The organism is Nostoc sp. (genome assembly GCF_036917435.1).
Taxonomy (GTDB): domain Bacteria; phylum Cyanobacteriota; class Cyanobacteriia; order Cyanobacteriales; family Nostocaceae; genus Nostoc.
In genome coordinates this window covers 238,944-264,718 of sequence record NZ_JBALDM010000045.1, presented here as the reverse complement: position 1 = coordinate 264,718, position 25,775 = coordinate 238,944, and the positions used below count along the sequence as shown (strand labels likewise).

Here is a 25,775-nt window from a genome sequence, read left to right as displayed (position 1 = left end):
TGGAAACTTTAAATGCATTTGACCAATCACCAAGATACATTTGAGTTTTCAAATCATTACCCCTCACGGGGATGGAAACGTTATGTTATGCACTTATGAGGTGCAGTGGTTCATCTGGTTTTCAAATCATTACCCCTCACGGGGATGGAAACTACAAAAATAACGTACCATTCCCACATTGAAGGCAAGTTTTCAAATCATTACCCCTCACGGGGATGGAAATAGATTCGGGCTTGATTGGATTAAAGTTGGAATTGTAGAGTGATGCGATCGCACATGATTAAATAAAGAAATAATCGCCATAAACAAAATATCTATGGATTGGCTACCCTCAATTGATTTATCTCACCTGTGGAATTTGGTTATTGCCCAAACTCCAACTCCTACACCCACACCTTCACCAGTATTAACCCCTGCGAAAAACCTCAATGATATTGAACTATTAAAAAGCCAGTTAGAATTTCTCAAAGCGACAAACGGTCAACTAGGTGAAAGCTTTAACAGATTTGTTGCAGCGATGCAATTTACCTTAGTAGTATTTGCCTTTTTAGGTGGATTTTTAGCTTTTGCTGTTGGTAAAAATTTAGATGATGCTAAGAAAGTCGCTAGTCAATTAATTAACCGAGAAGTAGAGAACAAAATTGCAGATTTAGTTCAGTCAGAAGTTGAGAGTGTCAAGCGTTCTTTGCAGCGCGAAAGGGTAATTGGTTCAACAGTTGTGGATTATTACTTACCTAGTGATGATACAACAGAACCAGATGATTGTAAGCTATTGCGAACTAGAGGTTTTGCCAAAGTTAGATTTTGGCATCAAAAGAGAAAACCCAAGAAGCCAGTTGGAGATATTTTTGTCTTAGATTTGATTAATTCTAAGCTACTTGAAGGACAAGATTTTGCTGGATTATCAAAAGATGATGCTAGAAACAAACGAGAAGAGAAAGTAAAAAATCAGATTGATTTAGCACTAAACTGGTTAGATAAAGCAACTGTTTTAGTTATCTATATCGATGGATTTTCTGAAGAAGTGAAGAATTTAGCAACGCGAGTTGATTACTATTATGTTGCTGCAAATACTTCCGTAACTTTGATAGGGATTGTTGCAGATTCAGCTTATGTAGCAGAGGGTCAACATAATTTGTAGTTTTTATTTCGTTATTTATTTAGGTCTAATATATTTAATTTTCTTTGGAACTCCGTTTTCTATTTCAGTAATTTCAACTATGACTGTCTGCCCGATTTGTAATGATGTATAATGTTTTGGCTCTTTTACTGTTTTCGAGAAAATATTTAATAACTGATAGGTAACTTTATTGCCACTAATTTTTGTTATGTTGGCTTCTATCTCATCACCTTCTTGCAAGTTTTGAGATTTAGCAGCCGTTTGGATTTCCATTTGTCGATTTGTTTGGGCAGATTCGCCAAAATTTTCTAACGTAGCTGCTATGAATAGACGAGATGACCATCCCAAGACTTCTAGCATGGCTTCAGGATTTGACTGTATGGCTGTTAGATGTTGAGTGCAAATTTTCTGAATGCTACGATAATAATCTGGAGTTTTATCGCTACGTTTTAGGCTTTTACTATTATCAACAAGTGCTTTTAAATATTTGAAAAAATTCTCACCTATATTATTTTGATTTTGACTAATCGTAGTACGAAGATAGGCAATAATTTTATTTAACTCAGAGCGAATACCATCTTTAGTGGGTTCAATTTGCTGTTGTTCTTGAACAAGCTTATTTGCGATATCATGAGCAGTATTCCACATCTGGTCTTCTGGCAAAGATTCTTTAATTTGCACTGGTTATTATCCTCAAGCTATTTACGCGAGTCTCAGTTCCCCGACTTATTTAAGAAATTGGGGATATTTATATATTTAATATTTCTTTTAATTCTTGTAATTGTTTTAGCTGTACTAATGCTTGATTAGCAGACTTCTTTATTGGTTTCTTAGGTTGATTTGTCGATTGCTTAGGTTCAGGTTGAGGTTTGGCAGATTGAATAGCATCTAAAATGAATGTTTGTAGTTGATTGCCTTCTAAAGCTGAGGAGTTTGAATTATAAGATAAGTAGCGATTAATGTTTAATTGCTCGATTTTAACTACATCTATCTTTATGGTTCCCATTCCCACAGCTTTACCGCTACCTATTTTTAATCCTAGTCGGTTTTCTGGGTCTTGACCTAAAGCAATTAATAATGTTCCTAATTGCGCTTTTGTTAAGTTCGCATAAGTCACATAAGTTGTAAACTTTTTACCTAATTCTGCCTGTTGGATACGAATGGTTGGTTTGACTTCTTCCTCATAAGAATGAGGATAAAATTTACGACCGCGAATGTTATTGTTTTTATCATAATAAACCTTTTCACCAGTTTCTAAATCAACAGCTTCAGGTTTAGGAGAAAACAAAGGAGTAATCAGTCCTGTTTGGAACCCTGGCTTATCGTTATCAGGGTCATATTTGGCATCATGAAAATGTACCAGTCCCAGCCAACTCATTGCACCAAATGTTACGCAAGCTGGACAAAGTTGTGATGTATCTTTGCATTCACTGTAGCCATCGGGAACTGTCGCATTAGTTTTACACAAGCAGCTTCTTGTTATGGCTTCATATATTGAGCGTACAACCCCTTTGAGAGAACTGCCAGGAATGATAAGTCGCTGGTTTTGTTGTACAGAAGATTGAATCAGACTAATTGTTGCAACATATTTGGCTGAGGTAGCATCTAAAGTTTGTTGTGCTAAATCGCTACCCATAACAGTGATACCTGAATTTACAGACACAGGTGAAACAACTATTAAACTTAAAAATAATTTACCGCTAAAACGTTGATTATTGAGTTGATATTTATCATGTCCAAATTTATCCTTTCCTTCATTTCCTAGAATGTTTAATCTGTCAGGTTTCTGTTGTGGTAGAGAGATAAAGTTATAATTTCTAGGCATATATATCTGAAATATTAGAGTTCTATATTTTTATAGTTAAAGCAACAAAATGTATAGTCGATGTTTCAGTATCTTGAAAATAGCGTTGACCTAAAGAAAGTTTTTCAGGGTAGACGAATCCTTTAGGAAATTTAGTCTCATCTATATTATACAAATAAGCATTGCGATCGCAGATTGTCCAATCTTTACCAATAGGAGTAAATTTTGATTCTCCTTTTGGCTGAGTTTGACTGAGTAATAACACTTGATAACCATCATTATTCTGCTTCCAGCGTAGCTCTAATTCTGTGTTAAACATTTGTCCTTCAGGGCTAGGAAAGTCTGGTGGCAAATCAGCTACAATGCCACTAACTTGATACATCCAACGCAAAAAATAATAACTAGGTTGCTGATAATAATTTTGGATTAGGTTTCGTAATTGTTCTGAAGATAAGACTTGCTTGTATCCCACAAAACTCATGCACCAACTCCTTTTGGTAATAACTCACGCCATTGACGAACAGCACGAGTAAATAAATCTGGAATGCCCCTTTCATCTTCTCCTTTCCAAGTTAACTGCACCCCAAAACCATAAGACATTTTTTCGGCAGTGATTATGGTATCTTGTTTATCATCAATAGGAAATTTATAAGGGTTTGCTTCTTTCCCTTGCAAAAATACTCCTGCGCCTAGCAAATAAGTATTTGGCCAATTTAACTCTTTACCAATAGCGTAGATTTTATCACCTCGTAATTCACAGCCAGGATATTGCACTACAGCCGAGTGGTATTGTAATTTGACTGTACCCATACCGCGAGATTTGGCAAAACCAAGACCAAACCAACCGTCATTTAAATCGCGTAATACTAAACCGATTAACCCCAACTGTGCCAGAGAGAAATTCTTCAGGTGGATTTTTGTGCGAAAATCTCCGAATGTACAAACTTCGTAGTTAAATAATGCACCTCGCACAGCAGAACCAAAAACGCGGTCAATTGCGACTCCATTACGTTCTTCAATTCTCAGAGGTTTAGTTGCATCAGGATAAGCATCTTGAATGCGGAGACGACTAGCAATATTAGTATTACCAAATATTTGGTCAGTAAAAGAAGATTGTTTGTAAATTTCAGCAGGTGCTAATTTCTTTAAATATTCGTAACTTTCATTTTTTAAAGGGTCATCAGCCCAAAGTTCAAATTTATCTGATTTGGGGTCTGAGGTGGGACGTTTATCGCTTCCTACTGTGCGTACAATACGTTCAGCATGAGCGCGAATTGCACCTTTGAGGGAACTTCCAGGAAGGTAAACCGAACGTCCACCTGCGTGGTAAGTTTCCACAAATTCCATGTTGGGTTTAGTTGGGTTTGCACCTTCTTTTCCCGATTTAATGAGAATTGGCCCAACAGGAATGATACTCAAATCAATCGTACAGTGGTTAACTAATCGCTTGTGCATGGCTAAATTTACTCAGTCTTAGCTGAGATTGTAGAATTACTCGATATGAAGTTTCTCAAGTGAAGAATTAAAGCTTCCGTCCAGTCTTGCTTGAGTATTTCCATTTCTTCTTCATAATATTGATAGTTATTCATGTTCTTCATGACTTGATTTTGCAGATAATTCAAAAGCTTTCTGGAATCGCCTTCAGTCTCAAACCACTGCATTTGATCGATTGTTAAACTAACTACCCCTAAACCACGAGAACGTCCTCCTCCTAATGGTATTTGTTCGCTTTCAAATTGATGTAATCCAATCATCAGTAAACCTAGTTCCCAGTTTTCTGCATTCTCGACGACTATTTTTAAATGAAAACTTGTACCAGATGGAACAACTTGAAAATTATAAAGTTTTCCTTCTGCTGCTGTTTCTGTATCGCGGTCAATTGCAACACCATCACGTTCTTGATATTGTCCAAACCATGTATCAACATCTACTGTTAAATCTCGAACTTGAAATTTACTAGCAATCCAAGGTGAACCAAAAAGACGCGAAATCAAATCTGTTTGATTGAGTAATTTATCAGTTAAAATAGCATCATCTTGATAATCTTCTTTGAGTTTTTTGATAATTTGATTTCGAGTTGGACTCGTAAAAGTAGCAGGATCTTCAGCAAGACTGATATCAATTCCTCGCAAGAAACTTTCGAGACGCGATCGCAATGCGCCTTTGAAGCTAGAACCAGGAATCAATGGTTGTTCTAATGCGTCTTTAATTACAGGTAAATCAGCCCCAATTGGCTCAGTAGAACGACCAGAACTAATACGCAATGCTGTGACTGTAGAGAGTTTTCCTGTAATTTCTAAACGATTTTTAAAAATATCAAACATAATTTCTATTTGCCATCTTTACTATTTGTTTCTACTTGTTCTCTACTTCCTTCTGCATTTCGAGGGTCAACAACGGATGAATTTGCCTTCCCTTTTACTTCATTAAGATATTTTAAATAACGTGAGCCGTAACCAATATAGCGACGAATAAGTTGTATCCAGATATATTTAAAATCTGAACTTGGATTATCTGCCACAATTTGATTAGCTCTTATTTTTAAAGAGATATCTATATCTTGAATGATTTTAGCCGCAAGAGATTTTTTACCTCTTCCCCATTTTTCATCCCTACCAACTTGATAACAAATAAAATTTTTAATTACTTCTGGACTATCAGTTGTGTCAGCAACTCTCAGCAAATTATTAAACTGTGATTCCTCTAGTTTTTTATCACCAGATTTACTATATTCACAATTATCTAAAGCGGTTTCAATCGCAATTACTAAATAATCTTCGGCTTGGCGAATTGCTTTTTGTACTTTTAGCGCTACCTTGGGGTCTAATATCTGAGTCATTTTGCATCCTCTCGAAAAATTTTGTGAAATTCATTGCAAACCTCCACCTGTCCAAAACCTTCGCAGGTGCGATCGCCTATTCCTTGTTCCTCTATAATTTCTAATGCTGCATACCATTTCTCTGGTTCGCTTGTACTGAACAAGTATACAGAACCTTTATTAGTCACAAGTTCTACATCTTTCATTAATCCCCAAGCAGAATTCCAGCCAGAACGATATTCATAACTGCTGTAAGCAATGTGTATTTCCAGCGATGAATCATCTTTAACATTGGCAAAATCCTTCAACATATCGGCTGAAACTACCGTTGTGCGTTGCCAATTTTCGCTAAGAATAGCATCAGATTGCAAATCAAGAGTGAAATAAATTCTATTTGCTAACAAGTCATATTTATATTTACAGAAAACCGCCCAAAGTTCCCACCTTTTTTGCAAAGCTTTGTTAAACTCTTCAATTCGATATTCAACGCTTTTTGCTGGTGCTTGTCCTTTGCTGACTGCAATTTTGACCTTACCTAAACCTCTGGAAGCCGAACCACCAATTCGGAAGTTGTAGGAATTTCTCTCGATGAATCTTTGCAACGCTTCAGCCAAAGTTTCATCAGGAACTACAACAAAACCCCGAAATACGACCTTATCCCATTCATCAGTCTTAGTATTTTTCAAAAAAGACTCATTCAAAACTTGCACACTGTAAAGGATTTCTTCTTCTGCGGTAGCGCGACGACGATTAATTCCCACTCGTGTCAAAAAGCGGCTAGTTGCATCGTGGCTGTAATATTTATCTTTTACTTTGCTGTAAAAACTATTGTAAGTTTCGACCTGGGGGTTTGTTCCTTGTGCGATCGCTTTGGGGTCGCTGGGATCGTAAGGTTGATTATAGGCTGCTGCACAAAAGGCATCGATGAGAGTATCAAAAACTCCATGTCCGCCACCACTGGAAGTAAAGCCTGGATTGGTTTTGGAACTAACAGCCGTCGCAGGTAAAACCTTGATTTGCTGACTTACATCTGTCGATTCATTGTCTATTTTCGTAACTGCGGGGTAAGCATTCCCAAAAATTGCCGGATTTCCCCCTAAAAATAGAGTTTGAAAATTACCACCATCCTCTGCTAAATTTGCTGACTGCTGACCAGACAGTTGTAAAATTTGGGAAGCGATCGCACCCCGTAACACCGAACCAGAAATATAGTTTTCCACCTCACTAACCGAACCACCGGGTTTTTGTCGTCCTGGCGCAAGTGGAGATAAAGCTGTAATAGTTAATTCCAGTCGTGTCATGATTCCGCCTCTGGTAATAAACTTGACCAAACTACATCATCACTAGAAATTTGCGGTAGTCCCTCCCAATGCAACCATCCTAACCCCGCAGATTTGCTACCACCCAAGGCGTGAATATGATGTAAAGCTGCAATTATCAAAGGTTTGGCATAATTGGGACAATTTGGTAACAGATGAATATCTCCCTTAAAACTTAGTTGAGTATTGACTGGAGAAGTTTCTAATAAATACAATTTCTTCTCTTCTGCGGTACGTCTTTTGCGGTTAATTGTCACACCAGGACGCAAAACTTCTTCTAAATCTTCTGCTGCAAAAGAGCAAATCAAGTCATCAATAATAACCCGTGAAGGTAAAATTGGATCGCCGAATATTTTAGAAACAAAACAGTGATATCCTTTATAACCGGGAATTTGATAATCGTTTCTAAACTGACTCGATACTTGTTCTTCAGTCGGACAAAGTAACTGCGCTGAAGGTGCAGAAAATATTTCCCATCCTAAACTACGTGCAAGCTTTTCGCATTCATGACGCAATCTTCCTTTGAGTTGCGAAGCGGGTATTAGCAGTTGTCTTTGTGCATTGCGGACAATGGGTTTATCTGCTAATGAACCAGAGGAACCACCCGCACCTACACACAACGCAGTGTCAATTACAGCTTTAAGTCGGATAGTATCAGTTTCAACAGAAGAAAGACAATCTAAATAAATCATTATCTTACCTCTGGTGTAGTTGATTGTTCTGGAATAGTTTCTACTTCTTCAGTAATAAACGGATACAAATCAACTAATTCTCGCCAAATAGTTTCATAAGTCATTCTCGATTTTTCTGCATCTTGTGAATCGCTTTCTTGTAAAGACATCCAAGGTGCTAAATTACCGTTATTAGATGAATCTTTAGGTTGACACCAAGCTAATTCAAATTTATCTTTTAATTCTTGTTTAGCCTTGTCATTCGTTAGGCGAATCTTAAAATAGCGATAGTTAAGAATAGCTGTACGCTTACCTCGTTCTAGTAAACTGCGAATTTGGTAAAGTTGCGATCGCGGAAATTCGGCTTTTTTAAATGCCTTAGCAGTTTCTAACAGTCCACCTAATTCATATAATGTATAAGGAGAAGCATAAAGCTTTAACTTGGATTCTCCATCTTTATTTTTGATTAATCCCTGTTCTCGAAACTCCTTAATATTTGAGGAAATCATCGTTACAGCTTTCATAACTAGAAAATCTACTGTTCCACCATAATATTTGTGGTCTTTCTTTAATTCCTTCGCATATTTTTTAGCCGATTTGAGTAGTTGACTTACCAGCTTGTCTGCATAATAAATTGGCGTATCCTGTGCTGTAATCAATACCCCAGTTGACATACTCAACAGACATTTAGAAACTGGCGGTACATTATCTGTGGTGTAGCGATGAGCTAATAAATTAGGTGTTGTTGGCTCTAATGAATAACGGCCAGTTCTCCACAAATGTTCTTCAAACTCATCACCAATAGCTTGAGAAATTTCTAAAGCCTTATTTGCCGGAACAACTAGTAATACATCATCACCACCAATCGTGATAATTTCAAAAGGATGAATCCAAACAGTTTCTTTGTTAGTTCTGCTAGATTTAGCATCAGGTGTATATTGATAAGGATGCAAATAATTAGCTAAAGCTTTGTAAACAGATTTCTCTGTTGCATCAAAAATATCTTTACTAAAAAGTCGATAATCTTGTGGTGTCTTAATTTTCTGACGAATATAGCCACCCATATTGTTACCATCAGCATAAATATAAGCCACAAATCCTGATGGATGACTGGCTGATGCAATTTCTCTCAGAGAACGTGCTTCTTTTACATCCTCTTGATTGACAGCACCATAATATCGATTAGCTAATTCTTGATTATCTTCTTCATTGAGAAATTCCTTAAACTTATTTACCCAGCTAGGAATCCAAATATCAAGGGGGTTCCATTCCAAATTGGCATTTTCATACCAGGCGTGAGAACTTTCCCGTTTAGCAATCTCTCCTACCAAGCGTTTTCGTGCTAAAGGTTCTGACAAAAAACTGCTATTTGGTAACTCTACTCTCATAATTGCAGAACGGCGATCGCTTTCATCTCGTTGCAGATATGGATGAGTTTCAAATATCGGCGGATAGCAGCGACTTGGACGTTTTTTTCTAGGTAAATCATTACCATTTCGTCTTTGTGTGAACTGGTTGGCTAATTTACCCACCAGTTCATTGAAATTCTTGCGGTTTTGGAATCTTTCAAAAGGATCGCTAACTTCCGATTGGTCAAAATAAGCTTTGATTATGGGATTTGCTTGATTAATCTCATATTTATCAAACCAGAAAGTATCTTCTATTTTGTCTTGCAACAAACCAAATCGAAATTCTAATAACTTAAAAGTATCGCCAACCGCACAGGAATTAGCTGTTAAAGTTTCATGAGTATAGCGTTTTTCAATAGCATTTGCTAAATCATCAATAAATGCTGCCGGACAAAATGCAAGAATGCTACCACCTGTAGAATAAATAATTAGTTCAGGAATTAGAGCTTGTCTTAAATCTGGAAAATTACGATCTAGCCACTGCTCAATTGATAACGATCGTCTCCCGTCACCAAAAAACGTAGGTAAATCAACTAAATTTATCCGGTCAAGGAGTGCTGAAGCACCACGAATATCCGGTAATTTTGATGCTTCAAAAACGTATTGTTTAATCTTTGTCGCACCACCATAAACTAACCCAATACGTGTTTCTTGTTGCCAGAGGTCACGATAATCGTTGTGTAACTCTTTAATGGTTTTGGGGAAGTACTCCTTTGGATTTGGAATATCGTAGAGATACTGTGCCTGTTGAACAACAGATATCGTACTTTCTGGCACATCCTGCCCTTTTTGCAATGCTTGTCGCATTTGATGCAACGTACTGAGTTCATCCTGATTGAGATTGTGCTTTTCGCCCCAAGCAAGACACCAGGCTAATGCAGTAATTGTGCGTATGCGAGAATCGTTTGTCATCGGCTTAAATCAAAGCAATGAGTGATTAGTCTCAACCTACCAGTAGTCTTATTTTCTACTGAGATACTTTGGTAGGAAGTAACTTTTTTATCTGTTAACAAATTACACTACTGTATACTGGGTGTCCAGTAAAAATAAAAAAATTTCGTATTTCTCCCTGGTTGGTAATGAATATTTATCTTCGGGAAGGAATTGGCTCAAAGTATGGACTCGAAAGTTAATTTATCTATTCTGTCAATGATCTATATCACTACACATAGCCAGCAGTATTTGATACATTTGTCCCCTGGTAGTGAAGCTTTTATGCTTTAATCTACTGAGTATCTTGATCACAGTTAGGCGACGAAAACACCTTTCAGTGGAGTAAATGAAGCATGAACGGTCAAACTATTTATCAACATCTAAGTAATCTTGACTTGTTAGTTGGTACTTTAACAATCATTTTTTCGATAGCTACTGGTTCGCTTCTCACTTACAAAGTTATGAATACTATCTTGAAACGAGAAAAAATTTTCTTTCATAACTTACAAAGAAAAATTAAAGTATTTTATCCACCTTATGAGAACAATAAAGAGATGGAGGTCGAATTTGAAGAAATTAAAAACAATCGTTTATTTAATGCAGATTTTAGGACTTGCGATATTCGTAAAATTAATAATATAGATACCAAAAGCCTTGTTATTATCGGTTGTGGCTCTGATTTTAGTTACTTTGAATCCGTATATATTAAAGCAACACAATACAAAATACCTGTCATTATTTATACTTATGGTGATAGTCGAGCATTGGAAAGTAAACATTGGGATTTATTAAATAGATACCAGTGGTACTCTGTCTGTAACACTCCTATTCGCCTAATTTCTGACGTTTTCACTATTCTCTCTACTTTTACCTATGAAGATAAATAAGAGGTTATTGATAAAGTAAAAATAAAACTATTTTAGTGACTGACTTTTAAAAGTTAAGGGATTATCAACAAAAAACAAGGCTGGGAGAATTGAGGCAACTGGGGAAACCTGCGCTAGATTTAGCGGTGCGTTGGGTTAAAGCGGTAATACACTCACTCTACTTAAGATTTACGGTGTTGCATAGATGCGGGATGAATTGGCGGGTTAAACCATTGATAATTCGTTTCAAAGTGGGAGAAATCATCCCATGATTCAGCAAAGCTAGATTTACTACTGTAACTCGGCAAAAGGTTTTTATTGAGGGAATAGCGATCGCTCTCTTAGCACTGGTGGTTCTGGGTTAGGGCAAGCGATGTCTGCGACAAGACGAAGCGTCTACGCACTGATAAAATTGCTTCCACCTGGGCGACTATCTTGGCCCGTCGGGAAATGGGCGAATCACTGGGGGCGATCGCTGATGATTTAAAGATGCTGCCGTTGACTGTTAAAAATCTGGCATTGACAATTTTTTGGAGTTCAAAAAGTTCACATCACTGAGTCAAAAATTTGTTGCGCGGTTAGATTGAACTGACAAAAAGTAGGAGACACTATAAGGTTTGTTCCTCTAAAGGGTGTCATTTGATATTCACCATCAATAAGTTCACAGACAAAAATAGTCGGAACTTTGGGACTACCAATAAATACACGTCCACCCAACGCTGCATAATCCACAATCCAATATTCAGGTATACCCATAGCTTCATAGTCACGAAGCTTATCGTAATAATCATCCTGCCAGTTGGTTGACACTACTTCAACTATTAGTTTGACCGAACTAGCATTATGGATAACTGATTCCTTCTTCCAGCGTGTTTCGGTATCAATAGTTTCTTGATTTAAAACAATAATATCCGGTTCGTACCCTGATTTTTCTCGGTATGGTTTAATAATGGATTCTTTCGGTATAGTCCAGATACCGCGCTTACCCATCTCTCTAATTGTGATCAGTAATTCTTCAATCAAAAAACCAGCTAAATCAGAATGCTCCCCTTTAGGCTTTGGCATCTCCACAATCACCCCATCATGTAATTCATAACGTACTTCTGAGTTTTCTGGATACCATTCGATAAATTCATCGAAGGTCAGTAGCTTTAGTTCCCATTGTGTTTGACTCATAAAAGTTACTGGATTTATTTGTACTGTTCATTTATCCTTTTTATTATGCTAACGAAGTGATGATGCTCCCTTTGAAGGCTGAGTCCTCGTGTAAACCCTGTAACCCACAGCTTACAACCGATATCAGCCCCAGCGATCGCCGTTTCTACGTCAATTGAAACAAGTTTATTTAATTTTGAGAGATTAATCAAAGATTCATGAGATATTAAGTTGAAAAACTACTTCAGATAAAAACTTATGACAACCGAGCAAGAGCTTCAATCTCTTTTTAACACCTTAGATACCGATCAAGACGGCAAAATCTCCATTAATGATCTTTTTTTAACCAAACTTCTAAATTAGAGTTTTGCTGTGCTAAAGGAGTAAATAGCACATCAATTTATTTAATCTCTCCTGATATTTTTGATGATGATTTTACTTCCCCATAAGGTTTTAACAGTTCTTCCAGATAATATACGAGCAAATTCGTCATATGCAAATCGAAATTATTTAATTTGGTTTATTTACAATTGATTTTAAGTGATTAATAATAATATTTTATCTGTTTTTACAACATAATAACCTCAGCATTCCCCTCGATGAATCCTCAATCTGGATTTTGCATAACTCGGACTGTCTACATCTTCGCGGCGACCCTTGGAGGATGGGAAATGGATTCGGTATTATCGACTCAATACTGAGGATGTTGTGTTTGCTCAAGAGGTGTTGCAGTATCGGCAACTGCAACGATAAGAGAGGGAACAAAAGCGTCAGGAGGAACAGCAGATAAATGCCACTTATGCGGCTAGGATGCAGGTTCAGTATGGGATTAACACTCTGTCCACACCCCCCCTTAATGAAGATGGGAGTAATAATCGAGGGGTATGGACACAGATGAAGAAGTCAGTGATTCGTGGTGGGAGGGGGTAAAATATTACGCTCAGTTGGCGATTTGGAATCTGTGAAAAGTTTTACTCAGTACCCTAACCATTGATGAGCGATGGGGCGTGATGCTGAAATTTGAGGATTTTGAACAGGACTTGTTTGCTCAACTGGTGACAGATGCCCCACAGTGGACTGAATGGATGGTTTGAACGTATCGCGGCAGTACCCGTGACTCAATGTACTCATAGGGTAGGGGTTGGAGCGGGTTATTGAAACGAAGTGGAAATAACCAATCTATATTTATTCAGTTTGGGCATCTTGTTCTTTGATATATTTTTTTAGTTTGTCAATAGGTGCGCCACCACTTGATGCTACATAGTACGAACTAGACCAAAACAAAGGTTTCCAGTAAAACTTGTCAATATGCTCTTTAAACTCTTTACGGACAACTCTGCTGCTTGCAGATTTTCCAGTCTCGTAGGCGCAGAGTCGCCTAGCTCTACTCCACGCACTCGCAAAACTGCGGAAAATGCGGTCTTGGGGTCTCCCCAAGAGGAGCAATTTTCCAAGAGAGCGGGAAGCATGAAGCAACTAGGGGCGAAGAAGCGTCAAAAATCTACAGAAAATTTTGCTAAAAACGAACTGAGGGATGTAGAAACCCACAGTTCAGGCGAAGCCAACTGTGGGTAGTTCATGTTAATACTCAACCAATAACAATTGGTTATTTTGATCCCCCCAGAAGAAGCTTATCCACTTGTACTGTTAGCCATACGAGAGGGTAAAAAGCCAGGATAACATTCCTTTCGGTGTTGATTGCGTTGTTCGATAAGTTTTTCTAAACCTTTGAGACGGTCTTGCAAGCGTCTTAGAACACCAATAGCTCGAAAGTCTTGAAAACTATTCACGCCGAAATCTGTAAATGCCTTGGGATCTTGCTTGGTGCCAATCACTGCCATGACGTTAACCTGGGCGAATGTTGCCTCAACGCCAGGTAGGAAATTAGTAAGGCTATTCTCGTCCCGGATGATTCCTTTGATAGTTGGAATAGGCTGGTAGATAGCTCCTGGCATATTCGGAATAAAAGCCATATATTGGTATTGAATCCAGGCAATAGCTGAGTGTTGTGGGCCAGCAGTAAAAATGATTTGTGTCAGTAAATCAATCAACTGATCGCGGTTAGTCAGACGGGGTGGTAGAGAAGCTACACCAAAACCTTTCTCACTAATGGGTCTTTGTAAAGCTTGTATCCAATTTTGGAGTTCAAAATCCTCACGAATATCTCGGTTGGATTTGTAGTAAATTCCCACATATTGACTAACATATTCTTCTAAGGCTTTCCAGACTAGCAACCCGTCATCACGATAGGGAAAATCTACGAGTACAGAACGGTCATCGACACCGCGCTGGCGTAAATTAGTCGGAAGAGCAAAGTTACTGAAGTTGTTAAAAACTTCGCTAACACCTTGATTTGCAAGGTTGCGTGAGCTTTCAAGAGTGCCTCCTAAAATGATATCTACCAATCCTCCAGGATTAATCAGTACCTGATCCGCAACGGCATTGATTGCCATTGTGAACTCAAAATGGGGTTTTAGTAGCACATTCACGGGATGCCGAACTGCTAGTTCACGAACAGTAGCTAGTGCAATTGGTTCTAAAGCCAGATGAGTCTGCCCCAAGTGACGTACTAACTCATGGACATAAAAATCAGCCATCTGAGCGATCAGTTTCGCCAAAGTCCAGTCTACTCCATCCATCGGTGTGCAAAGCAGACTTATTCCGGGAATTTGTCCTAGTTGAATGGCAATAGGGATTAAGCACGAATCCCTGCGATTGCGATCGGCATAATAGAGGGCGATTGGGGCGGTGAGAAATTTATTCGGTTGCGGAATAACAGTATCACTATCAAGTAATGCATAATCGGTGACAAACAGATTGCCATTTTGAATGGCACTTTTGACAGTTTCCCTAACGTACCCTTTTCTATATACTCTTCTGAGCACAGTTTGAAAAATCTCATCCGTTATTCTAAGTTTTTGAGTCAGGCTATAATTCAGTGCCAAGACATTGGTTAATTCCATTGGGTTGGGGCCAGATTGCCTCTGTTGCGTGAATTTGACATCGCTTCGGAAGGTCTTGGCAACATCTGGTAAAGGTAAAACCGGAAAAACCGCTGCGTAGTCTTCCAGACTGAGAAATGACTGTGGATTCTGCAAAAATGCTTGTTGATTTGCTGCTATTTTCTCTGACAAAGTTGCACGATTATTGGTATACCCTTGGGAAAAAACCTCTTGAACTGGTAAAGTTGCCACACGAACAGCAGTCGGTAGCCGCAATGCGACCTGGTATTGTTGACGTGTTTGTTCTAGCTGCTGTTGACGCTCTTGCTGAGTCGTCAGTTGATCGTACTGCGGTAAAGTCGGGATCTGTCCATTATCAGGAGAGCTTGGCTTTGAAGGTTGAGTATCACTTCGGATTAAGTTTTCCAAACCAGGGGTACAGGCAAAACCCAACACCGCAAGCATAGTACGGCGCGATATGACGTATTGCTCTATTAATTGTTGGTGTCTTTGCTGTCGAGTCGGTAAGCGCATTACATTATCCTCCTCAAAAACCCTACTTTTCACCAACAAAAATCATACAATGTCCATTCGTTTTTGTGTAAAATACGATACTTATCTTTAAATTATTACAAATGGGGTGTTAATCTGTGGTGTCCAGTTAGCTAGTCTTGGCGTAGGTCACTGAATGCTACATAGTTTGAAGCGATGTGAGAGCTAATTCATCAGCGTAGGCGTAGCCCGCCGCAGGCATCGCTAATTTGGCTTCATGTCAGCACAAAGTTATTCATCCTCCTCGTCATAATCATAATCGTCGCTAAAATCTTTACCATGTTGTTCGTACCACAAACGTTCTTCTTCAAGGGCAACTTCTGTCTCTATTCTTTTTCTCTCTATGATTTCTGCTTCTAAGATTTCTTGCTGCTTTTTTTCTTTTTCAAATCTTTCTCCTTGTAGGGTTTCTTTCTCGACCCTCTCCCTCTCAATTAAGATTAATTGCTGCTCAATTCGCCAACAGTAGAAATCCAAAGCTTTACCTGTGGCTGCACCTGTTACCGCACCACCGACTACAAAGATGAGTCCAGTTTTCCAGCCTTCAATGGGATTACCGCTCCATACAAGGCTTTTTTGGTTGAACCACACCAGCAGGGAGTAGACAATAATTCCAACCACTGTATTGATTATGGCGAAAATTCTAGGTGTCATCTCAGTCTGGCGGAGTATCAGCCATTGCCCCAGACAGAGTATTGCACCAAAAATGACAGCAGCGATGGCCCATGAAAGTGGTCAAGCTGCGGGTCTATATCGACCAGCAGAACACGACATGCTGTGAAACAAGGTGTCCTTTTTAAATCCCCTAGATTTATTTATGGGGATTATCTTTTTACTTTTTACTTTTTAAAAGGGTCTGCGTGCTATGCACCTTATCCAGTCTGCTTTATAGCTTTTTTCTCACCCCATCAGGTGTAAAAGTTTGATCTAATTCATGGCTTAATTCATTGGTAACATTTGATAAGGATAATTCTATTGCGTTTAAAATTCTATCCAGCCGATCAGAATCAAAATTTATACAGAGAACTTTTATTACCTCGTCAGGATGTCTGATAGAAATAGAAAGCAAATTTTAAAATTCATAATTTTGCCATAAAACTGATTTTTGCAAAAGGTCTATTCTTTTGTTATGACTTACGATTCAATGTGGAACTCCCAGAGATGCTAAATTTAGATTTTAGTAAAACCAAAAATAATATAGACAATGCTCGATATGTAATTTTTCATCAATGCGATCGCCGATAAAATTGTAGGTAAGAAAAAGGTTATAAAACGTAAAAAACAAGATAATTGCTCAAAATACAACCAAATAACGCATTTTATGGTGAATAATAACCATAAGTAAGTCAGCTTGCCTTGCACATACTACTAATTTAAGCACAATTATATAAGATTGGTGAATTAAAAGCACTTTAATCTGGTACTGGGTTTTTTCCAAAATTTACACTTGCATCAAACCAGATAATGCGCTAATGTGTTGTCAGATGCTAAACAAGTAGCAATGCGATCGCTTTCTTTGCACTTTTTTGCAAAAATATCAGCACAAGACAGCTTTCACTCCTCTATTTATTAGAGGTTAGATCAAATTGTCTATGCTCTCCTGTAACTAAATAAAGATGTATTCAAGCTATGAAATTCATCTTTAGAAAGGATTTTATGGTTTCAGATTTCCTCATGTAAGTTTCCATTAATAGCGGAGAAAAATCATGCAGAGAACTTTATCAGCAATTTTGGTTGCATCTTTTCCGATTGCCTTTATTCCCTTTATTCATTCCACTAAAGTAAATGAGGCTAACAATGAATTTGAAAAAACTCTAATTTCCCCTACTCCTGCTAGTACTCTTTCTAGTGATACTTGTAAATCTAAATTGGAGGATTACCCTTAGATGCATTCAGAGTTATCCTCGTGTTCTGTCGCTATTTAGGAGAAATTTTTCTCCTAAATACGGCTTACTTAGTAGGCTAACTGATAATTAAAAAACAGATAAGCCTCGTGTGAAAACATCAGTAAAATTGCCGGCATCTAGTATGTCTGTGATAAAAAACAGGTTAACGATTAGATATTTGGGTGTGGACTGAAGTTGCACAGTCGCTACAACTATCAAATGTCATTGAAACCATACTGATGAAAGATACCCATTGGATTAATCTGGATTTATCTTTTTGATCGTCAAACAATTGATTTTTGAGCAATATAGCCATACTAACTTGTTTGAGCCAGATACTTAGAAGTCTTCTAGATACTTAGAAGTTTTCTAAGTCCAGTTAAAAGGAGGGAAGGAGAAAGCAATGCTTCCTTCCTATCTGACCAAAATGTACATAACCCTACCCCCAATAAGATAGCCCTGACGAGGTTTCATCTTTTCTTAGTGCCATTCGGCTATGATGCAATAAGTTAAGCTCAATAGAAATACTTAGCATCTGCTAATCTGACTCATTGTCTCAGATTTCTGATTATGTTGCGAAAAGTTTCTATCTTTCAGCAGCTTTTATAACAATAAATAGTCGATAGTATGGGTTAATATAATCGCTGGAAAACATACAGACTATTTGTTAGTTAATCGAGATTGATAAAAATATTTTTACAACATAATCTTCTGGTTGCTGGAGACAATGAATTATTGATTATAGCTCCAGTCATTAGATAATAAGTCGAATCAATAAACAAGCAAAACAATGTTTTTCTAGAAGTAAAATTGGTAATTATTTCAGATTTTTTGGAACCTATTTGTTTTATCGATGATGAATAATGCAATTTTAAATGAGTATAAATAAGGATGGAACAGCAAATTAAAGAAGCTATAGGTTTAGGGAGTCCTCAACTACAACTAGAGCCAGAAGCAATGTTAAATGTAAAGGAAAAACTACAAGCGCTACTTTATGAAATTCGACCTCATCGTGATGGCTCTCCTATTACCAATTTGAAGTTAGACAAAATTACTGCGGCAGAGATTGAACAATTAACAATGGAATTAGAGCGCATCAATCCTAATCCTAATTTTCTCCTTGACGCTATTGATTTGCTAGAGGGAGCTTGGCAACTACAATACTCCACTGCTAGAGAAATCTGTTCTTTAGACTCCCTTCCATTAGGATTCAAACTGGGTAAAGTCTATCAACTGATTGATGTTAGCAATAAATCGTTTTTGAATTTAGCTTATGTGAAACATAATCTTGGCATCCTATCTGGATATGTCAAGGTGACAGCTACTTTTGAGCCTGCCATCGCAGATTTATGGCCTTTAGCAAACAAACGCATTAACATCTATTTTGACAAACACTACCGAGCGATTGAGAAAATTATTGGTATTGAGACTCCCCAACTAAATCCATTTAAGGTTGTTTCAGTTAATAATTCTCTTGGCAGAGTTGACACCCTTGATATTACTTATTTAGACGAAAAGTTAAGAATTGGGCGTGCTGGAAATGGCAGTTTATTTATTCTTAGGAAAGTTAATGATTTTACCGATCAGCAATATAATTTGCATCGTTAAACACGATGAAATAAATCTTGAAGTGATACGAAATAATGAAAATAATTTGTACAGCTTTCATCTCATTCGAGGCTAATATTTTTTGATTTTACTAAGTTAGGTTTGAATATTTGACTTTTGCCACTCTTCAGATGTACGGAGCTTGTTCAAAACTCAAATAGGACTTCTATAGATAGTTATTGTTTAAACAAGTAGCTCTAAGTAAATGGTCAGTCAACAATCAGAAGAATTTGATAAAGAGATGTTATTAGAAGGTTACAAACTACTGCAATATCTATCTAAAAAAGTAGGACGGATGACGCTGCTAGCCCGTAGCTTACAAACTCAAGAGCTAGTAACGATCAAAATACTTCTTTTTGACAAGGGAATTGAATGGAGTGACTTCAAACTGTTTGAACGAGAAGCGGAAACTCTCAAAGTACTCTCCCATCCTGCTATTCCTCGTTATCTTGACTACTTTGAGCTAGATAAACCTAACTATAAAGGATTTGCACTCGTACAAAGTTATATCTCGGCCCGATCTCTGCAAGCAGAAATTGAAGCAGGGCGTACTTTCAGTGAAGAAGAAGTCAAGCAAATAGCAAAAGATGTGCTAGAAATTCTCCAATATTTGCATGGGCGACAGCCATGTATAATTCATCGTGATATTAAGACTAGTAATATTCTTTTGACAGATCGCTCTGGAAATAGTGTTGGTTATGTGTCTTTAGTTGATTTTGGTTCGATACAAACTGGTCTTAGAAAAAATAGTAGTATGACGGTTGTTGGAAGCTATGGATATATGCCACCAGAACAATTTAATGGTAGGGCTACTTCCGCTTCTGACTTTTACAGTTTGGGAGCAACCTTAATTTATTTAATAACAGGTCATCATCCAGCAGATTTACCAGATATAGACCTGCGAATTCAATTTGAGCAAGTTGCTAATATTAGTTTTGGCTTTAGTAATTGGTTGAAGAAAATGACAGAACCTATTGCCAGCCAACGCTTCGCTAATGCTGAAGAAGCTATGCGCTCCTTAGAAGAAAGCGGACATACAACTCAAGCTCAGAGAAAGACGACTAATTCAACAGTTTTCCCTCTTGCTGATAGTAAAGTAGTTTTGAATAAAAATGAGAATTTCATAGAAATTATTATTCCATCAAAAGGTTTAAGTATAAATATAATTGAAGTGTGTTTATGGATTTCAATTGTTACCATAGCTATACTATTTTTCGCAGTTTTTATAATAGCAATTCAGCAAATTACACTCCTTGCATTCAAAGTTGGCTTCTGCTTTTTCTTCGCCACATTTTTCATAAATTTAGTTGTTCTTTTAATTAAAAATATTTTGTATGTTTTGCTGCATTTATTTGGAAATATGCGATTATGTATTACTCAAAAAGATATTTTACAGACATTTAATGTTTTTGGAATTGAGTTTCATCGTATTTCGGCTAGCCCCAGGCAAAGTATTATCCAACTAGAATACACAAAAGATATCGAAAATAGACCTTACATAACACTCTGGACAGTCGATAGAAAGTATGAAATTTTTACCAACGACATTGAACCTTTTCCTGTTACTCCTTTAGAACTTAATTGGCTAGCTGGTGAATTAAGTGAGTGGTTGAAATTACCAATTTCTAGAGAGTAAATTTTCAGTGATGTATTTAGACGAATAGTTCGAGATGTTCCATGACGAGAGCCAATCGTCTACAAAACTGAAGTCAAACGATTTTCTCTTTTCCAAAAGTGTTCAAGTTACCCTACAATTCAAAAATGCAGATGTTATGAACGAGATATTGAATAGAATCGAAATATACTTCCAAAAGTATTTACCAGAAATGCTAGATACTTTAAATCCTAGAGCAACCGCCAGTGAAATTGAAGCAGTAGAAAATCAACTGGGAATCGAATTTCCCTTATCATTTAAAGAATTATACAAGTGGCATAATGGGCAGATAAAGGGATCTTACCTTAGACTTTTTGATGAGCTGGAATTTTTGTCTCTAAACGAAATTTTGATAAATTGGCGACTATGGGCAGAACTTGTTGATAATGGCATAAATGATGACCTTTCTGGTGAGTCTTACATCCCTGGAAAAGTCAAAAAAATGTATGCTAATAAAAAATGGATTCCTTTTGCTTTCGATGGATTTGCTAACTATGTAGGTATCGATTTAGATCCAGGGGAGCAAGGTAAGGTAGAGCAAGTGATAAGTTTTGGTATAGATGAATACTTCAAGTTTGTTTTTGCAGATGATTTTGAAACTTTTCTAGGTTGGTTTGTTACTCAAATAGAACTAGGCAACCATAAGATTTTTTGCAGAACCAGAATCAATACAAATAGCTCTGATGGGATCAGGAATTTTCTTTCTTATTGGAAAGCTCTTTTTCCACAAAAATTTCGATCGGAATTTAACGAATTCTAAAGTCTTAAATTACAACTTGCATATACGCAAATAGGTCTTAAGTCTTCATCTCGCAAGTTTTCATCGCATCAGAAGCAGACATTTTCTTGATTTTACTAAGATTAGGTTTTAACAAATGCTCAAGCGAGTTGTGATTATAGGTGCAGGGCCTTCTGGAGTTCTTCTTGCTCATTACCTGCTACGTCGTGATGCTGACTATTACGTTGAAGTTTATGAACGCCGCAGTGACCCACGAACACTTCCATTTTCTCAATCTAGAACGTTTCCAATTGCCCTCAATGAACGGGGAATCAAAGCCCTAAGTAAACTTGATGGAATGCTCGCAGATGTCAAAGCGGTGAGCTTGGAAGGTATTGGCTCACTCATTCATCTAGAGAATGGTAAAACGCTACTTTTTCCAAGGCGAAAACCCTTGTTGTTTCTTAATCGCACACAATTGGTCATCACGCTGTTAAAAACTTTGACTGCTCAATATAGTAGCGATCGCCTCAATATTCACTTTGACCATCAATGCAAGGGAGTTGATTTTGAGACAAAAACAGTCAGCCTTGAAAAAACAGCAGGCAATTGTACAGTAGAAGTTAATGTTGATTACGACTTATTGATTGGTGCAGATGGAGCGCGATCGCGAGTTAGAGAGCAGTTTCTCTCGACAAACGATTTTGAGTTAGAACAAAGATACACTCCCTCTGCTTACAAATCCATCTTTTTACCTAGTGAAAGTGGAACTTCCCTCAAATCAGGCTATATCCATAATTGGAGAGCAAGCAACGGAATGTTAGCAGTACTGGTGCATGACATAAATGGCTTGCTTGTTGGAGTTGTTAACTTTCCTCGTAAGGACAACACCATTGCTAACCTCTCTACAAAAGAGGAAGTATTACAATTCTTTTGCTATTACTTTCCAGAAATTGCTCAACTTTTACCAGAATCAGAAGCTGAAGCATTTCTAAATCGTCCCATATCAAACGTTTTGAGGATTCGCTGTAATCCCTATCATCATGGGGAGAGCGTTTTGCTGATTGGCGATGCGGCTCATGCCACTTCTCATTCATTAGGTCAGGGTTGCAATGCTTCTTTTGAAGATGTAGCTTTTTTTGATGAGTTACTAGATGAGTATTCTGATAACATCGCGGAGGCGATCGCACAATTTACTCTACGTAGAAAGCCAGATGCTCACGCCTTAGTTGAGCTAAGTGATTATACCTTTCCTTTGTCTAATAAACTACTGTTTTTTGAGTCATTTATTAGAAAAAGAACTGCTGAGTTTTTGCATCAACGATTTCCCAAATACTTCTCACCTTCGTTGCTTCAACTTCTTGTAGAAACCACCATACCATACTCTAAAATTTTGAATTCTCATAAGGGTTGGATTTCCAAGGTAAAACAGGCAAACGAGAAGTTTTTACAAACACAAAAATAAAAGTAAAAACAGAGATTAACTTGAAAATCAATGAGTTTTTACTGAAATCAAGAGACTAATAGAGTAAATTTTGTAGATTTCCTTAAGAGCTTGTTTGAAAAGGGTTAACTTGAGCCTCAAGTGCGACTCAGTGGCGCGATCTCAAATCCCAAAACTCTGATTCTCTCGTAGCAGTTTCTCGGTAGGCAGGGTAGTGAAACACACGCTTGAGGACTTTTCAAACATCCTCTTAGCTCTCAGAATGGAGAGTTATCTATAATATACTGAATTTTATTCAAAAGCCTTTCTCAACAAGCTTTTTGAGACATAATGGAAAAAGTCAGGACTGGCTTTGCTCATAATTATAATGTTCATAAATTCTCAATGGCTATTATCTGGTTTAGATAAATTTTCATAAAAATAATTTTCATAAAACCATTTCTCAGTGTAGAATATACTTTTAGTTACTAAGATTGTAATTTTGCTAGGTAATAGCAAGTCTAAATAATTTAATTACATTGAAGAAAAAGTCAGGAGTCAAAGTCAAGATTTCTAATGACTCACTCTAAACGTTCGCAGAGCGTCCCGTTGACGCAGCCTCTTGTAGAGAAGTCTTTATGCTGGGCAATCAGTGGAGGAGTCAGACCCTCGACTGATTGACCTCGACCAAATTTAAATTTGGTGCAAATATTAAACTCTCACGAGCAATTTTATCGTAAGGGCTGAGGCGGACATGATATGACAAATAATTGGCGAAATTTAGTCTCTTTATAAGTAGTAATTTAGGACAATATGATTCGGAAAGGTAAAATTAAAAGACTTGAGAAAACAGATATCAAAGATGTTGACAGTTCAAAAAGCTCACAAATAAATTTCATATTGGGATTGGGCTTTAAATTCGACCGTGATAATAAGAAATCGATTTCTGCACAGCTTTACGAGCAAATTCGTGATACAATTCTAGCAGGAAAAAAAGGGTTTCTCCCTGGTTCGGAGTTTCCTACAACACGAGACCTTGCAATCGGCCTAAAAATTGGGCGGAACAGTGTGTCTGCTGCTATAAAACAACTTGTACGAGAAGACTATATTGAAGTAAAAGATCGATCTGGTATTTTTGTAAAAGCAGGTAAATTGCTAATACAAGCAAGTCAGGAAGACTTAGACAAATTGAAAGAAGGGGAAGAGAAGTTAAAGCCCCTTAAAGCATCTAGAAGGAGTCAAGATATTAAACGCTGCAAAGATGAAATGGTGTTAAATACCGAAATGGAGCAAAATCCCCATAAAAGCGTCATAAGTGCGTTACATCCATGCAAACCCGATCCATCTCTCTTTCCCTCGAAAATTTTCTGGAAGCCGTTGAAAACATACTTGGAGAATCGTGATCATTGGGTAGAATGCAATCCACAAGGGAATTTACGCTTGAGAGTTGCTATTAGAGATTATTTAAAAGCGAATCGAGCTATCAAAGACATAAACGAGGATCAGGTGATTATTGTCTCTGGTGTACAACAAGCTGTAAATCTTGCAGCATACGTACTTATCGATGTACATGATTCAGTATGGATCGAAAATCCTGTCTACCTGGGCATTAAACATGCGTTACTAAAGGCAGGTGCTGATTTGATTCCTGTTCCTGTAGATGAGCAAGGGCTTAATGTTAAAGAAGGTAGAAACCTAAAATTAACAGCACGAATGGCTTGTGTTGCACCTTGCCATCAATTCCCAATGGGAGTAGCAATGGGCCTAAAACGACGATTTGAATTGCTCGAGTGGGCAAAAGAGTGTGAGGCATGTATCCTAGAAGATGGTTTCTCTGAAGAATGTGTTGCTCAACCGATTCAAGCCCTTAAAGGAATAGATCCTTACGATCGAGTCATTTACATAGGTACCTTTAATAAGATTCTATATGGTTCTTTACGATTGGGGTATATGGTTGTGCCAAAGCATTTAGTTGATCAATTTATGGATGCGCTTAAGGCATCTGAACGAAGTTTACCTGGAGAAACTCAGGCACTTGTGGCTGACTTTATGGAACAAGGACACTTTATGCGCCACATAAACCAAATAAAAAAGACTTATGAAGCGCGACGGCAACTATTTTTAAAAGCAATGAAAGAATTGACTTCACTAGAACTAATTAATATAGAAAATATAGACAAGATAGACGAAAATCAGGGGCTGCAAATAGTCGGCTATCTGGAAGAAGGATTTAACGACATAGACATTGCAGATCGACTTGAAAAAAAAGAAGGAATTATAGTAAGACCTCTATCAAAGCATTTTTATGAAAAACCTGAGAAAGAAGACAGTCAGGATAAGAATACAAACCCACCAATACGAAAAAACGGGTTAATTATGGGTTATACAGCACGTAATGAGGACAAGATTCAAGAAGAGGTGGGTATTTTAAAGCGTGTCTTACAGGATGGAAAAACAAAATAGACTTATATGCAAAACGTAAATGCTTACTGTGAATTGGTTTGGCCGATTCCGAATAAAGGGTTAAAAGTTCTGGCCCTTGGGGAGGATTGAGAAACTTGCCAGTCCATAAAGGAAAAATCCTGGTAGTAGATGACGAAGCCAGTATCCGCCGAGTTTTGCAGACACGTCTAGAAATGATTGGCTACTTAGTAGTCCAAGCTAGTGATGGCGAATCAGCCTTGTTAGCAAATCATCGAGAAGCCCCAGACCTCATAGTTCTGGATGTGATGATGCCAAAATTGGATGGTTATGCCTACGGCGGGCTACGCCTACGCACTTCTTGATTTTGGCTAGTAGCTTTAAATTATGAAAATGCAAAAATCCTGATTTTTGGGGTTCATTTGGGTGATAGTTGTGTATTGCTGATTGTGGATACTACAAATTGAGAGTACTAA

The 25,775-nt window shown here is 37.5% G+C and carries 20 protein-coding genes, 4 pseudogenes and 1 CRISPR repeat array (1 of these 25 only partly in view); of the genes and pseudogenes, 10 read left to right on the top strand and 14 right to left on the bottom strand.

What is annotated here, in order from left to right:
• Positions 1-223: direct repeats of the CRISPR family, unit length 35 nt; unit sequence GTTTTCAAATCATTACCCCTCACGGGGATGGAAAC; it reaches 316 nt to the left of the window's first position.
• A 93-nt stretch (positions 224-316) separates the two neighbouring features.
• Positions 317-1,141 (top strand): hypothetical protein, encoded by an 825-nt coding sequence (locus tag V7K98_RS22985; protein WP_335026011.1) that lies wholly within the window; start codon positions 317-319, stop codon positions 1,139-1,141.
• A 15-nt stretch (positions 1,142-1,156) separates the two neighbouring features.
• Here V7K98_RS22985 and V7K98_RS22980 read toward each other — a convergent pair whose 3' ends face one another.
• From V7K98_RS22980 to cas10, 9 genes are all read right to left on the bottom strand, one after another.
• Entirely contained in the window at positions 1,157-1,801 is a 645-nt protein-coding gene (locus V7K98_RS22980; RefSeq protein ID WP_335026009.1) for a hypothetical protein, read from the bottom strand.
• 67 nt (positions 1,802-1,868) lie between these two features.
• The gene (locus V7K98_RS22975) at positions 1,869-2,945 is read right to left on the bottom strand and encodes an RAMP superfamily CRISPR-associated protein (RefSeq protein ID WP_335026008.1); all 1,077 of its coding nucleotides are present in this window, start codon (positions 2,943-2,945) and stop codon (positions 1,869-1,871) included.
• A gap of 22 nt (positions 2,946-2,967) precedes the next feature.
• Positions 2,968-3,405 (bottom strand): hypothetical protein, encoded by a 438-nt coding sequence (locus V7K98_RS22970; protein ID WP_335026007.1) that lies wholly within the window; start codon positions 3,403-3,405, stop codon positions 2,968-2,970.
• Positions 3,402-4,379 (bottom strand): RAMP superfamily CRISPR-associated protein, encoded by a 978-nt coding sequence (locus V7K98_RS22965; protein ID WP_335026005.1) that lies wholly within the window; start codon positions 4,377-4,379, stop codon positions 3,402-3,404. The genes V7K98_RS22970 and V7K98_RS22965 overlap by 4 nt, the downstream gene beginning before the upstream one ends.
• Before the next feature lie 8 nt (positions 4,380-4,387).
• The gene (csx7, locus tag V7K98_RS22960) at positions 4,388-5,248 is read right to left on the bottom strand and encodes a type III CRISPR-associated RAMP protein Csx7 (protein ID WP_335026003.1); all 861 of its coding nucleotides are present in this window, start codon (positions 5,246-5,248) and stop codon (positions 4,388-4,390) included.
• A 5-nt stretch (positions 5,249-5,253) separates the two neighbouring features.
• Positions 5,254-5,763, bottom strand: a complete 510-nt coding sequence (locus tag V7K98_RS22955) for a hypothetical protein (protein ID WP_335026001.1) — start codon at positions 5,761-5,763, stop codon at positions 5,254-5,256.
• Entirely contained in the window at positions 5,760-7,043 is a 1,284-nt protein-coding gene (gene csx10, locus V7K98_RS22950; protein ID WP_335025999.1) for a type III-D CRISPR-associated RAMP protein Csx10, read from the bottom strand. Before csx10 ends, V7K98_RS22955 begins: the two co-directional genes overlap by 4 nt.
• A complete protein-coding gene (locus V7K98_RS22945) occupies positions 7,040-7,753 on the bottom strand; it encodes an RAMP superfamily CRISPR-associated protein (RefSeq protein WP_335025997.1) in 714 nt (237 codons plus the stop codon). The genes csx10 and V7K98_RS22945 overlap by 4 nt, the downstream gene beginning before the upstream one ends.
• Positions 7,753-10,053, bottom strand: coding sequence for a type III-B CRISPR-associated protein Cas10/Cmr2 (gene cas10 / locus V7K98_RS22940; RefSeq protein ID WP_335025995.1), 2,301 nt, complete (start codon positions 10,051-10,053; stop codon positions 7,753-7,755). The genes V7K98_RS22945 and cas10 overlap by 1 nt, the downstream gene beginning before the upstream one ends.
• 374 nt (positions 10,054-10,427) lie before the next feature.
• On the opposite strand from cas10, the gene V7K98_RS22935 reads away from it, so the two are divergent.
• Positions 10,428-10,961, top strand: coding sequence for a hypothetical protein (locus V7K98_RS22935; RefSeq protein ID WP_335025992.1), 534 nt, complete (start codon positions 10,428-10,430; stop codon positions 10,959-10,961).
• A 525-nt stretch (positions 10,962-11,486) separates the two neighbouring features.
• Here the strand turns inward: V7K98_RS22935 and V7K98_RS22930 are convergent.
• On the bottom strand, positions 11,487-12,116 hold the full coding sequence (locus V7K98_RS22930; protein ID WP_335025990.1) for a Uma2 family endonuclease: 630 nt from the start codon (positions 12,114-12,116) through the stop codon (positions 11,487-11,489).
• A gap of 237 nt (positions 12,117-12,353) precedes the next feature.
• Between V7K98_RS22930 and V7K98_RS22925 the strand changes: the two are divergent.
• Positions 12,354-12,443, top strand: a pseudogene (locus V7K98_RS22925) (EF-hand domain-containing protein); the annotation flags it as partial.
• Positions 12,444-12,498: 55 nt separating this feature from the next.
• On the opposite strand, the pseudogene V7K98_RS28965 reads toward V7K98_RS22925, so the two are convergent.
• The 4 genes and pseudogenes from V7K98_RS28965 to V7K98_RS22910 form a co-directional block, all read right to left on the bottom strand.
• Positions 12,499-12,598, bottom strand: a pseudogene (locus V7K98_RS28965) (DUF4351 domain-containing protein); the annotation flags it as partial.
• Between the two features lie 682 nt (positions 12,599-13,280).
• Positions 13,281-13,448 (bottom strand): annotated as a pseudogene (locus V7K98_RS22920) (transposase); the annotation flags it as partial.
• A 278-nt stretch (positions 13,449-13,726) separates the two neighbouring features.
• On the bottom strand, positions 13,727-15,571 hold the full coding sequence (locus V7K98_RS22915; protein WP_335025988.1) for a lipoxygenase family protein: 1,845 nt from the start codon (positions 15,569-15,571) through the stop codon (positions 13,727-13,729).
• A gap of 249 nt (positions 15,572-15,820) precedes the next feature.
• Positions 15,821-16,210, bottom strand: a complete 390-nt coding sequence (locus V7K98_RS22910) for a hypothetical protein (RefSeq protein ID WP_335025986.1) — start codon at positions 16,208-16,210, stop codon at positions 15,821-15,823.
• Between the two features lie 10 nt (positions 16,211-16,220).
• Here V7K98_RS22910 and V7K98_RS22905 point away from each other — a divergent pair, with 10 nt between their 5' ends.
• The 7 genes and pseudogenes from V7K98_RS22905 to V7K98_RS22875 all read left to right on the top strand — a co-directional run.
• Positions 16,221-16,370: a hypothetical protein gene (locus tag V7K98_RS22905; protein WP_335025984.1), complete on the top strand. Its 150-nt coding sequence runs from the start codon at positions 16,221-16,223 to the stop codon at positions 16,368-16,370.
• Between the two features lie 2,062 nt (positions 16,371-18,432).
• Entirely contained in the window at positions 18,433-19,083 is a 651-nt protein-coding gene (locus tag V7K98_RS22900) for a PAP/fibrillin family protein (protein ID WP_335026077.1), read from the top strand.
• Between the two features lie 205 nt (positions 19,084-19,288).
• On the top strand, positions 19,289-20,719 hold the full coding sequence (locus V7K98_RS22895; RefSeq protein WP_335025982.1) for a serine/threonine protein kinase: 1,431 nt from the start codon (positions 19,289-19,291) through the stop codon (positions 20,717-20,719).
• Positions 20,720-20,855: 136 nt separating this feature from the next.
• A complete protein-coding gene (locus tag V7K98_RS22890) occupies positions 20,856-21,497 on the top strand; it encodes an SMI1/KNR4 family protein (protein ID WP_335025980.1) in 642 nt (213 codons plus the stop codon).
• A 115-nt stretch (positions 21,498-21,612) separates the two neighbouring features.
• A complete protein-coding gene (locus V7K98_RS22885) occupies positions 21,613-22,920 on the top strand; it encodes an FAD-dependent oxidoreductase (protein WP_335025978.1) in 1,308 nt (435 codons plus the stop codon).
• A 771-nt stretch (positions 22,921-23,691) separates the two neighbouring features.
• On the top strand, positions 23,692-25,341 hold the full coding sequence (pdxR, locus tag V7K98_RS22880; protein WP_335025976.1) for a MocR-like pyridoxine biosynthesis transcription factor PdxR: 1,650 nt from the start codon (positions 23,692-23,694) through the stop codon (positions 25,339-25,341).
• 95 nt (positions 25,342-25,436) lie between these two features.
• Positions 25,437-25,631 (top strand): annotated as a pseudogene (locus V7K98_RS22875) (response regulator); the annotation flags it as partial.
• Between the last annotated feature and the right edge of the window lie 144 nt (positions 25,632-25,775).